The following is an 11,598-nucleotide window of genomic DNA, read 5'->3' on the forward strand; positions in this document are numbered from 1 at the left end:
AGGGGGGAGCAAGATGAGTACGGTAACAGCATTAAAGCAAACGCCACTTTTCGAAACTTATGGAAAATATGGTGCGAAGGTTATAGATTTTGGCGGCTGGGCACTTCCAGTCCAGTTTTCGAGCATTTTAGATGAACATGAAGCGGTCCGAACAAAAGCAGGACTCTTTGATGTCTCTCATATGGGTGAAGTGCTTGTTGAGGGGAAAGATGCAGAGAGTTACATCAACTACCTAGTCACCAACGATGTGACAAAGCTTGCCATCAATCAAGCACAGTATACCGCCATGTGCTATCCAGACGGGGGAACAGTCGATGATCTATTAGTCTATAAATTAGATAATGAAAAATATTTACTCGTCATTAATGCCGCCAACATTGAGAAAGATTTCAACTGGATGCAGCAACATGTAAAAGGAGAGATGACACTCCAAAATATTTCGAATGAAACCGCCCAGCTTGCCATTCAAGGTCCAAAAGCGGAAGGGATCTTGCAAAAGTTAACGGGTATCGATCTATCTAAAATAGGCTCATTTTATTTTGCCCAACATGTTGTTCTTGACGGTGTAACAGATGTACTCGTATCCCGTACGGGTTATACAGGAGAAGATGGTTTTGAGCTCTATTTAGCAGCGGAGCAAGCGAAAACACTTTGGGAAAAACTATTAGCCGCAGGAAGTGAAGACGGCCTAAAGCCATGTGGACTTGGAGCACGTGATACGCTTCGCTTAGAAGCACGTCTAGCACTCTATGGTCAAGAATTGTTAAGTGATATTAGTCCGCTTGAAGCAGGAATCGGCTTCGCCGTTAAACTCAAAAAAGAAAGTGACTTTATCGGGAAAGCCGCCCTTTTAGCCCAAAAGGAAGCAGGATTAAAACGAAAATTAGTGGGGATTGAAGCCACAGGACGGGGAATACCGCGTCATGGTTATAAGGTAACTTCAGAAGGTGGAGAGGAAATTGGTGTTGTGACCTCGGGAACCCAATCACCGACTTTAAAGAAAAGCATTGGTCTTGTTTTAATAGCAGCGGAACATGCTGAAGTGGGGACAAAGTTAAAAGTAGAAATTCGAAATAAGCTTATTGATGCTGTTGTTGTGAAAACACCATTCTATAAAAGAGGTTAATAGAGTATCAGAGTTCTCTAGAATATCACGATACAGGCTGCAGCAAGGCAGCCTGGTACGTAAAATACTTAAAAAATCATAAACTCAAATTTAAAAATTGAAAGGAAGTAATAATAATGACAAAAGCGACTGCAACCTTACTATATAGCAAAGAACATGAGTGGGTTTTACAATTAGACGGAAATCGAGTGCGAATTGGAATTTCTGATTATGCACAAAAACAGCTAGGAGATATCGTATTTGTAGAAAGTCCGCAAGTGGATGATGATGTAACAGCAGATGAATCCATGGGAACAATTGAATCGGTTAAAGCAGTTTCTGAAATTTATGCTCCAGTTTCAGGTACAGTTGTTCGGATTAATGAGGATTTGGAAGAAGCTCCAGAAACTATTAACGCCTATCCATTCAGCAAAGGCTGGTTAGTAGAAGTGGAAATGTCAAGTCCAGAAGAATTGGAATCTCTTTTAAAAGAAGATGAGTATCAAGCATTTATCAATGAAGGAGAGGAATAGAATGACATCTACTTACAGATATCTCCCTGATACGAAACAAGATCAAGAAGAAATGCTCGCTTTTTTAAATATGTCTTCTATCGATGAGTTGTTTGAAGATATTCCAGCTGAAATTCAATTGCAAGGTGAGCTAAATATACCAAAGGCGGACCCTGAAGTACTTCTACTGAAAAAAATGAATCGTCTTGCTTCCATAAATAAAAATGCGAATCAATACCCAACCTTTCTAGGGGCAGGAACTTATGATCACTACATACCAAGTGTGGTCAACCACATGATTTCACGTTCTGAATTTTATACGGCCTATACACCATACCAGCCGGAAATCAGCCAAGGCGAATTACAAGCGATTTTTGAATTCCAAACGATGGTTTGTGAGCTGACAGGAATGGATGTTGCCAATTCTTCCATGTACGATGGTTTTACATCACTTGCGGAAGCGGCATCACTTGCCGTTTCATCAACCAGACGTTCGAAAGTGCTCGTATCTAAGGCCGTTCATCCTGAATCACGTGCAATCTTAAATACGGTAGCAAGCGGTCAAGGGTATACAGTAGAAGATGTGAATCTTGCTGCTGATGTTACCGACTTAGAAAAATTGCAAGAACAAATTGATAAGGGGACAGCCGCTGTTATTGTTCAATATCCTAACTTCTTCGGTTCGATTGAAGATTTGGCTGAAATTAAGAAAATTGCCTCAGCAAACGGAGCACTTTTCATCGTAAGTGCAAATCCGCTAGCGCTGGCGCTCCTGCAGGCTCCTGGTAAGCTTGGGGCAGACATTGTGATCGGCGATATGCAGCCATTAGGAATTCCGATGTCTTTTGGCGGTCCGCATTGTGGTTATTTTGCCGTAAGTAAGAAATTCATGCGGAAAATCCCTGGACGGATTGTCGGGCAAACAAAAGATGAGAAAGGACAGCGTGGCTTTGTCTTAACCCTTCAAGCACGCGAACAACATATTCGCCGTGATAAAGCATCATCCAATATTTGTTCAAATCAGGCATTAAATGCACTTGCTTCTGCTGTTTGTATGAGTGCACTTGGGAAGCAGGGTATTCGTGAAATGGCTCAGCTAAACATCGAAAAAGCTGATTACATGGCAAAATGTCTCCAAAAGAAAGGCTTCATCGTTACGAACCAAGCACCATTCTTTAATGAATTTGTGGTAGAACTTCCTCTTCCAATCAAAGAGGTAAACAGAAAACTGCTTGAGGCGGGAATCATCGGAGGCTTTGACTTAGGGATTGATTACGGCTTTGAAAATCAAATGCTGATCGCGGTGACCGAGCAGAGGACGAAAGAAGAGATAGACCAATTTATCGAGGTACTGGAGGCTGTTGTAAATGGTGGAATATAATGATCTGATTTTTGAAATTAGTCGTCAAGGACGAGTGGGTTCAAGCCTTCCAGAAAGTGATGTTGCGAAAGTGGATATAAATGATAAACTTCCGCAGCATTTGATTCGAGATATTCCGGCAGAACTCCCGGAAGTGTCCGAACTGCAGCTTGTTCGCCATTATACAGCACTTTCGAATAAAAACCATGGAATCGATAACGGTTTCTATCCACTTGGTTCTTGTACAATGAAGTACAATCCAAAAATAAATGAAGATGTAGCCCGTTTGGAAGGGTTTAGCCGTATTCATCCATACCAGCCAACTGAAACCGTACAAGGCGCATTAGAAGTTTTATATGAATTACAGGAAGAACTAGCTGTTATTACAGGAATGGATGCAGTGACATTACAGCCTTCAGCAGGAGCACAAGGTGAATGGACAGGGCTAATGATGGTCAAAGCCTACCATAAGCAAAAAGGTGAAGTGAGAACAAAAGTCCTCGTTCCGGATTCGGCACACGGAACAAACCCTGCAAGTGCATCCGTTGCCGGCTATGAAACTATAACGATTCCATCCAATGAGCATGGGTTAGTCGATCTGGAAGAATTAAAGAAACATGTGGATGATAACACAGCAGCACTGATGTTGACAAATCCGAATACGCTCGGACTGTTTGAAAAAGAAATTGTTGAAATTGCTAATGTTGTCCATGAAGCTGGCGGTTTATTGTACTATGACGGTGCGAATGCCAATGCGATTTTAGGAAAAACAACACCTGGTAAAATGGGCTTTGACATCGTGCATTTAAATCTTCATAAAACATTTACTACACCTCATGGCGGCGGCGGCCCAGGTGCTGGTCCAGTCGGCGTGAAAGAGAAGCTGATTCCGTTTTTACCAGTTCCACGAGTGGTCAAAGAAAATAATCAATATCAGCTAGATTATAACCAGCCTCTATCAATCGGTCGTGTGAAAGGGTATTATGGAAACTTTGGTATTCTATTGCGTGCGTACACCTATATTCGCACCATGGGACCTGAAGGATTACGTCAAGTATCGGAAGGTGCCGTCCTTCATGCGAACTATCTTCGCAAAAAGCTTGAGCCGTATTTTGATGCACCATATTCACAAATTTGTAAGCATGAATTTGTGTTATCCGGGTCAAGACAGAAAAAGTTAGGGGTAAGAACACTCGATATGGCCAAACGTCTGCTGGATTTTGGTTACCATCCGCCGACCATTTACTTCCCACTGAATGTGGAAGAGTGTTTGATGATCGAACCGACGGAAACCGAGTCAAAGGAAACCATGGATGCCTTTGCTGATGTGATGATTCAAATTGCCAAAGAGGTAGAGGAAAACCCAGGTATCGTATTAGAGGCACCGCATACAACGGTGATTGGCCGATTGGATGAAGTACAGGCAGCCAGACAACCGATTTTGCGTTATATAAAAGAGGAGTCAGCAGTGAAAGAAAAAGAAACAGTAAACGCATAAAATGAAACCTCCATCTGTGCAGCGGATACGCTGCACAGATGGTTTTCAAGTTAAAAGATAATACGATCCGTTCATAGGAGTGAATTAGATGGCCACCGAGTATGTACGTAAACCAGAATGGCTCAAGATAAAATTAAATACGAATGAACAGTATACAGGTTTAAAAACGATGATGCGTGAAAAAAAACTTCACACAGTCTGTGAAGAAGCGAAATGCCCGAACATTCATGAATGCTGGGCATCACGAAAAACGGCAACCTTTATGATTTTAGGAAGTATATGTACACGTGCCTGCAGATTCTGTGCGGTTCAAACGGGGCTGCCGACAGAGCTTGATTGGGAAGAGCCGGAGCGCGTCGCTGAATCTGTGGAGCAGATGGGGTTAAAGCATGTTGTGATTACTGCTGTTGCCCGTGACGATTTAAAAGATGGAGGAGCAGGGGTTTTTGCAGAAACGGTCAGAGCTGTAAGACGCCGTAATCCATTTTGCAGTATTGAAGTTCTTCCTTCCGATATGAATGGTGAGTATGACAACTTAAAGACATTAATGGATGCGAAGCCTGACATTTTAAATCACAATATTGAGACGGTAAAACGTTTATCACCAAAAATTCGAGCACGGGCTACCTACGAACGTTCCCTTGAATTTTTACGCCGGGCAAAAGAACTAAATGCTGCTATTCCAACAAAATCAAGTATTATGATTGGTCTTGGAGAAACAAAAGAAGAAATTATCGAAACGATGGACGATCTTCGTGTGAACAATGTCGATATTATGACGATAGGCCAATATTTACAACCTACCAAACATCATTTAAAAGTTCAAAAATATTGGAGTCCGCAGGAGTTTGATGAACTAAAAGTAATAGCGATGTCAAAAGGATTTAGTCACTGCGAAGCCGGCCCGCTTGTTCGCTCCTCTTATCATGCTGATGAACAGGTCAATGCAGCAAAGGCGAATGCGTAATCAAGGAAATGAGGCGTTAGGAGAGGTGAGGTCCGATGATATTAAAAATGACAGAAGCAGCCATAAACAAGCTAAAAGAATTAGCTGGGAATGAAGAGGGAATTCCTCGGATTGATGCGGAAGTAGCTGGCGGATGCGGGATGTCAGTTAAGTTTTCTATTCTCTTTGATGAACCGCGTCGAAACGATATATACATAGAGATAGAAGGGCTGCAGATCCGAATGGATCGCTTTACAAAACGTTATTTAGATGAAGAAACAGTAATTGATTATCAAGACGACCATGGTTTTTTAGTCGGAGACAGCTTTATCTCAAGTGCGTGTGCAATCGAAATAGATTAATAGGAACCTGGCTAATGTTAGTGTCCTCGGAGAATCACCTGTTTTAACACTATAAATCAAAGTTTTCCTGTAGGTAATATGGGTATTATAGAAAGGAGAAATGAAAATGACAAAAGAATATGACATTGTGATTATCGGCGGGGGACCAGGAGGCTACGTTGCTGCCATACGCGCCTCACAATTAGGCTTAAAAGTGGCGGTAGTCGAAAAAGGAAAAGTCGGTGGAACATGCCTTCATGCCGGATGTATTCCAACCAAGGCCTTATTAAGAAGTGCAGAATTATATGCACAAACAAAAAATGCAAATCGATATGGTGTCATTGCCCCAGAAGTTGGACTTGATTTTACAAAGGTACAAGCTCGGAAAGAAGAAATTCAGGACCGACTGTATAAAGGGATACAACATTTAATGAAAAAAGGAAAAATCGATATTTATGAGGGGAAAGGAAGTATCTTGGAGTCAAAGGATGTGTTAGTTCAATTAAACAATGATGAAGGGGAAGTCATTGTAAGTCCTCGGAATATTTTAATTGCAACAGGTTCTCGCCCAAGAACATTTCTGGGCTTGGAAGCGGATGAAAAGTATGTCATGACATCAGATGAAGCGTTAGAAATGGAAACGTTACCAAAATCAATTATCATTGTGGGCGGAGGAGTAATTGGAATCGAATGGGCATCGATGCTAGTAGACTTCGACATCCAGGTTACAGTGATTGAATATGCTGATCGAATTTTACCAACTGAAGATAAAGATGTTTCAAAGGAAATCCAGCGCTTACTAAAGAAAAAAGGCGTGAAAATCGTCACAGGGGCAAAGGTGCTCTCAGAAACGCTTGAAAAAGGTGATGGTGTTTCGATCAAGGCGGAGCATAAAGAGAAAGAAGTGCCATTTTCTGCAGACAAACTTTTAGTATCCGTAGGCAGGCTGCCGAATATAGAAGGGATTGGACTTGATAAAACAGCGATTGAAATGAATGGGGTTTTTATCAAAACAAATGAATTCTATCAAACAAATGAACCCAACATCTACGCAATTGGTGATGTTATTGGGGGATTACAGCTGGCCCATGTCGCCTCACATGAGGGAATCATTGCTATTGAACATATGGCAGGAAAAAATCCTAAAGTGCTTGATCCAACTCAAGTTCCAAAATGTGTATACTGCAGTCCAGAAGTAGCAAGTGTTGGACTTACAGAAGATGATGCGAAGGAGAAAGGATTTCAAGTTAAAACCGGTAAATTCTCATTCCGGGCGATCGGAAAGGCCCTCGTTTTTGGTGAATCAGACGGATTTATCAAACTTGTTGTTGAAGAAGGAACAAATAAAATGTTAGGTGCCCATATGGTGGGTCCCCATGTAACAGATATGATTACAGAGTTTGGATTAGCCCAAGTTTTGAATGCAACGTCAATGGATATTGCTCATATGATCCATCCACACCCAACATTAGCCGAAGCGATTGGTGAAGCAGCGCTTGATGTAGATGGAAAGGCAATACATGCATAAGTCGAATACTTTAAGAATGAGAGTGTTATAAAATAGAACAACTATTTCAAGAGTATGAGAGGATTCCTCTTGGGCGGGACGAGTAGCCCTTCTAATCAATTCATTTCACATAAATCATATGCCTAAGGATGGTGTGAGCAAGGATGACAAAAGTAAACCTGAACCGTGTTAAACTATTAATTTCTTGTCCAGAAAAGCCTGGTATTATCTCAAAAGTAACGAATTTTTTATTAGAACACAAGGTGAATATTGTACATTTTGACCAACATACGACAGATCCAAACTCAGGTATATTTTTTATGCGGATCGAGTTTGAAATGAAAGAATCTGATTCTTCATTTGAAAAACTAGAACAGGATTTACATGTAATGGGACGGGACTATAGTTTAGATTGGCAGCTGAGCAGTAATGAAAAAAGAAAGCGAATGGCCATCTTTGTTTCCAAAGCAGACCATTGTCTCAATGAGCTTCTTTGGCGCTGGAAATCCAAGGAAATCGTGGTGGATATCCCTTTGGTCATCAGTAATCATCCCGATTTAAAAGAAGTCGTTGAGGGGTATGGCATCCCTTTTTATCATATCCCCATGTCTCGTGAAACGAAAGAAGAGGCCGAACAGAAGGCATTAGAACTATTGGAAGGGAAGGTAGACTTTATTGTCCTGGCAAGGTATATGCAAATTCTTTCCCCCAATTTTATTTCCCATTTTCCTAATCAAATTATTAACATCCATCACTCGTTCTTACCGGCATTTGTTGGGGCAAATCCTTATGTGAGAGCGTTTAATCGAGGTGTAAAGTTAATCGGGGCAACGGCACATTATGTAACAAATGATCTTGATGAAGGACCAATTATTGAACAAGATGTACAACGGATTAATCATCGCTATACAGTAGAAGATTTAAAGACGGCTGGACGTCATGTGGAAAAAAGGGTTCTTGCCGAGGCAGTTTCCTGGCATGTTGAAGATAAAGTACTAGTCCATGGCAATAAAACGATTGTTTTTACATGAGTTTAAACGGTAGATGATAGGAGATGAGGTTATTGGCAGGGAATGAACGCTTACTAGGCGTTATTCATTTCATATTAGCTATTCTTTGGATATGGATTTTTCTTCAAAGCAAACGAAGGAAATCGGTAAACTACATACATATCATGCTACTGCTTTTTGCCGTTGGTATTTTAATTAATTCGCTATATAAAGTGATTAATCGTTGGTGGTATTAGGATAGTAGAAAAAGCTTGCGGATGATGTATTATCTGCAAGCTTTTTTAATCAGAAATTGGTAAAAAATATCCTAGGTGCTGATTGAAGTACAAAACTCCAGTAGATAGGATTAATGATAAAATTATAATTTTAAGAAAATATCGAAAGATAAGTAAATTATTGTTATAATTAAATATCCAAAAGGAATAATTGAAAACAAAAAGTCTTCCGGACAACCGATGTCATGAACGTACAATGTTCATGCTTTTTTTATAAGTATAAAAGGCTGCAGACCAAAATAAACAAAAGATTGCGAACCTCTTTCTCTTGTTTCATTTACTAAAGTTTGCTTGTCAGTATGTTAGGGATTTTTTAGGGGGGATTGTGATGGATAGTAAGGAGAGCATTTTGAAAAAGGAAGGATGGAAGTTTCCTGGAGCGACTTATTCAGAGGTAGTATTGGCACCTGCTTATGAGCACGCCAAACAAACTTTACTAGAGCCGATGCTAGCAGTCCATAAAGCCCATCTAATTATGCTGGTGGAACAAGGGTTGTTGGAGGTGAATGAAGCTTACCAAATCCTGACAGGTATTTACGCACTTGATAAGGAGGCACTTCTTCAATCCACCTATGATGGACAGTACGAGGATCTCTTTTTCCTTGTAGAAAGCCAAATAATGAATGTTGCCGGCGAAATTGGTGGAAGTTTGCACCTTGCCAGGAGTCGGAACGATATGGGTGTTGCAATGTACAGGATGGTTCTTAGGGACAAGATTCTTCTCGCCATTGAAGCGCTGCTTTCCTTTCAAGAAACCCTTTTGAGGGTGATTGATACCTATAAGGAAACCATTGTCCTAGGGCATACTCATACGCAGCAGGCCCAGCCGATGACGTTCTCCCATTATCTACTAGGAATGTACGATGTCGTTGACCGTGACTTAAAAAGATTGAAGGCAGCCTATGATACATGCAATGCCAGTCCTCTCGGCGCGGCGGCCCTCACTACGACTGGATTTCCGATTGACCGAAAAAGGATCGCAGAGTTATTAGGATTCCCGAAAATCATCAAGAGTGCCTATGATTCAATTGGCGGTGCTGATTATTTAGGGGAAATTGCCACAGCGATCCAATTAACCTTTATCAATCTCGGCCGATTTTCACAAGATCTTCTCTTATGGTCCAGTCAGGAATTTTCAGCGATCCGTGTGGCAGACCCCTATGTGCAAACGAGTTCCATTATGCCGCAAAAAAGAAATCCCGTTTCACTAGAGCATATTCGGGCATTAAGCTCAAGCGGGATTGGAAATGCCCAAACAGTACTTCAAATGTTACATAACACACCATACGGTGATATAAACGATACCGAAGATGACCTTCAGCCTTATTTATGGAAGGGCCTGCACCTCATGGATCAAGTTTTTCGGTTAACAAAAGTGGTGGTTGGAACGATAGACGTAAATGAAGCACTGTTAAAAAGAAGGGCTCAAGAAAGTTTTGCGACGATTACCGAATTAGCCGATACCCTGTTTAGGGAAGCAAACATCCCGTTCCGGACCTCTCATTCCATTGCCAGTCAGGTGGTGAAAATTGCCTTGGCCAGAGGACTAAATGCGACTCATGTCACATCTGTACTCGTAGATGAAGCGGCAAAAGCAGTTGTCGGATTTCCGTTGAATTTACCGGAGGAGGTCATTCGCACAGCAATGGACCCAGAACACTTTGTGAAAATTCGGTCGCTGCCTGGCGGACCAGCACCAGAGGAAATGCAGCGGGCCATTGTGGAAAGAGAAGCTAGTCTACACCACCAAATTTCTTTACTCCATACGGAGGTTAATCGAATTAAAGTTTGTAAGGAAAAACTTGATCAACTGACAACTCATTGGGGCAAAAAGGATGAAGACGATATCAATACAGGACATTGATGAAGGCGGTACTTAGGAAAATTCGCGAAAAAGAATAGAAAGATGCTTGTGATGTGATTGGAGTTCTGGATTTGCGACTGTGGCGTACGTGATGCCTGTGTCAAATCACTAAAAAAGCCTAATTTCTCAATATATTAAGGAGAAATTAGGCTTTTTTATTTTCCGATAACATTTATGTTGTGTATAACGCTTTAATACGACCCATTTTGGGGAGAACTATTTCCTAACTTTACATTATCTGATGGAAAGAAGATTACCTATTGAATCTTTTTAACTTTTGTTTTTGTAATACTACGGCGACCATCTAAACTAATAGGTTCCTCTCCATCAATGGTAATTCTTCGGACAACTCTTTGTGCATTGCCATAGTCATTCACTGCATAATGTTGGGTTGCACGATTATCCCAAATGATGACATCCCCCGCTTTCCATTTCCAGCGGACCGTATTTTCGAGTTGTGTAACATGTCCTTGCAGGATCGAGAATAAATGTGCTGAATCAGTGGAAGAAAGCCCGATAAAGTTTTTCACAAAATGACCGAGTAGGAGATGGCGCTCTCCTGTTTCAGGATGTACATGGACAACGGGATGTTCGGTTTCATAGATGGTAGAAGTAAAGATTTCATCATGGCGTTTTTTCGCTTCAGCAGAAACATTCGTGTGCTTGGCTGCATAATCGTAAGCATTCGTATGGACTGCCCATAATTGATCCGCCAGATTTTGTAATTCTGTTGGCAGGTTTTCATAGGCAGTAGCTGTGTTTGCCCAAACGGTATCGCCTCCTGCCTCTGGTATTACTACTCCGCGTAGAATGGAGAATTTAGGGTACGCCGCTTCAAACGTCACATCCGTATGCCATGAATTGGCACGGCCGCCATGATCAGAATGAAGTTCTAATATATAGTTTGTGCCAACTTTTGCTGGAACAGTTGGGTGAACCACTGGGTTACCAAGTAGTTTTGCAAATGCTTCTTGTCCTTGATCATCTAGGTGATTCTGATCACGGAAGAAAACAACCTTATACTTTAATAGTGCTTCACGGATGGATTTAACCGTATCCGAGTCGAGTTCACCGGAAAGTTTCACCCCTGATATTTTTGCTCCAATACGTCCAGCCACTGGTGTTATTATGATTGCTGCTCCATTTTGCACTTCTTTAACATTACTCATTTTTATTTCCT

At 41.3% G+C, this 11,598-nt stretch carries 10 protein-coding genes; 9 read left to right on the plus strand and 1 reads right to left on the minus strand.

The features are described from left to right. Positions 1-13: 13 nt before the first annotated feature. The 9 genes from gcvT (at position 14) to argH (ending at position 10,418) form a co-directional block, all read left to right on the plus strand. Positions 14-1,126 (plus strand): glycine cleavage system aminomethyltransferase GcvT, encoded by a 1,113-nt coding sequence (gene gcvT, locus COD92_RS08935; RefSeq protein WP_098528220.1) that lies wholly within the window; start codon positions 14-16, stop codon positions 1,124-1,126. Between the two features lie 116 nt (positions 1,127-1,242). Continuing rightward, positions 1,243-1,638 carry a glycine cleavage system protein GcvH gene (gene gcvH / locus COD92_RS08940; protein WP_098528219.1) on the plus strand — a complete coding sequence of 132 codons (396 nt, stop codon included), beginning with the start codon at positions 1,243-1,245 and terminating at the stop codon, positions 1,636-1,638. A 1-nt stretch (position 1,639) separates the two neighbouring features. Continuing rightward, complete coding sequence (gene gcvPA / locus COD92_RS08945; protein ID WP_098528218.1) at positions 1,640-2,998, plus strand: aminomethyl-transferring glycine dehydrogenase subunit GcvPA; 1,359 nt, start codon at positions 1,640-1,642, stop codon at positions 2,996-2,998. Further along, positions 2,985-4,475, plus strand: coding sequence for an aminomethyl-transferring glycine dehydrogenase subunit GcvPB (gene gcvPB / locus COD92_RS08950; protein ID WP_098528217.1), 1,491 nt, complete (start codon positions 2,985-2,987; stop codon positions 4,473-4,475). Before gcvPA ends, gcvPB begins: the two co-directional genes overlap by 14 nt. 88 nt (positions 4,476-4,563) lie before the next feature. Beyond that, positions 4,564-5,442, plus strand: a complete 879-nt coding sequence (lipA, locus tag COD92_RS08955) for a lipoyl synthase (protein ID WP_098528216.1) — start codon at positions 4,564-4,566, stop codon at positions 5,440-5,442. A gap of 35 nt (positions 5,443-5,477) precedes the next feature. Then, positions 5,478-5,783 (plus strand): iron-sulfur cluster biosynthesis family protein, encoded by a 306-nt coding sequence (locus tag COD92_RS08960; protein WP_098528215.1) that lies wholly within the window; start codon positions 5,478-5,480, stop codon positions 5,781-5,783. A 106-nt stretch (positions 5,784-5,889) separates the two neighbouring features. After that, complete coding sequence (gene lpdA, locus COD92_RS08965; protein ID WP_098528214.1) at positions 5,890-7,290, plus strand: dihydrolipoyl dehydrogenase; 1,401 nt, start codon at positions 5,890-5,892, stop codon at positions 7,288-7,290. A gap of 143 nt (positions 7,291-7,433) precedes the next feature. Beyond that, positions 7,434-8,300, plus strand: coding sequence for a formyltetrahydrofolate deformylase (gene purU / locus COD92_RS08970; RefSeq protein ID WP_098528213.1), 867 nt, complete (start codon positions 7,434-7,436; stop codon positions 8,298-8,300). Between the two features lie 582 nt (positions 8,301-8,882). Then, positions 8,883-10,418, plus strand: a complete 1,536-nt coding sequence (gene argH / locus COD92_RS08980) for an argininosuccinate lyase (RefSeq protein ID WP_098528211.1) — start codon at positions 8,883-8,885, stop codon at positions 10,416-10,418. 257 nt (positions 10,419-10,675) lie between these two features. Here argH and COD92_RS08985 read toward each other — a convergent pair whose 3' ends face one another. Continuing rightward, positions 10,676-11,587, minus strand: coding sequence for a TauD/TfdA dioxygenase family protein (locus COD92_RS08985; RefSeq protein ID WP_098528210.1), 912 nt, complete (start codon positions 11,585-11,587; stop codon positions 10,676-10,678). Between the last annotated feature and the right edge of the window lie 11 nt (positions 11,588-11,598).

It is taken from the genome of Bacillus sp. AFS037270, from assembly GCF_002585305.1.

Bases quoted from the DNA above. Each gene is read 5' to 3' on its own strand.
- argH (WP_098528211.1), top strand. From the start codon at position 8,883: ATGGATAGTAAGGAGAGCATTTTGAAAAAGGAAGGATGGAAGTTTCCT.
- purU (WP_098528213.1), top strand. From the start codon at position 7,434: ATGACAAAAGTAAACCTGAACCGTGTTAAACTATTAATTTCTTGTCCA.
- gcvPA (WP_098528218.1), top strand. From the start codon at position 1,640: ATGACATCTACTTACAGATATCTCCCTGATACGAAACAAGATCAAGAA.
- lipA (WP_098528216.1), top strand. From the start codon at position 4,564: ATGGCCACCGAGTATGTACGTAAACCAGAATGGCTCAAGATAAAATTA.
- COD92_RS08960 (WP_098528215.1), top strand. From the start codon at position 5,478: ATGATATTAAAAATGACAGAAGCAGCCATAAACAAGCTAAAAGAATTA.
- gcvPB (WP_098528217.1), top strand. From the start codon at position 2,985: ATGGTGGAATATAATGATCTGATTTTTGAAATTAGTCGTCAAGGACGA.
- COD92_RS08985 (WP_098528210.1), bottom strand. From the start codon at position 11,587: ATGAGTAATGTTAAAGAAGTGCAAAATGGAGCAGCAATCATAATAACA.
- lpdA (WP_098528214.1), top strand. From the start codon at position 5,890: ATGACAAAAGAATATGACATTGTGATTATCGGCGGGGGACCAGGAGGC.
- gcvT (WP_098528220.1), top strand. From the start codon at position 14: ATGAGTACGGTAACAGCATTAAAGCAAACGCCACTTTTCGAAACTTAT.
- gcvH (WP_098528219.1), top strand. From the start codon at position 1,243: ATGACAAAAGCGACTGCAACCTTACTATATAGCAAAGAACATGAGTGG.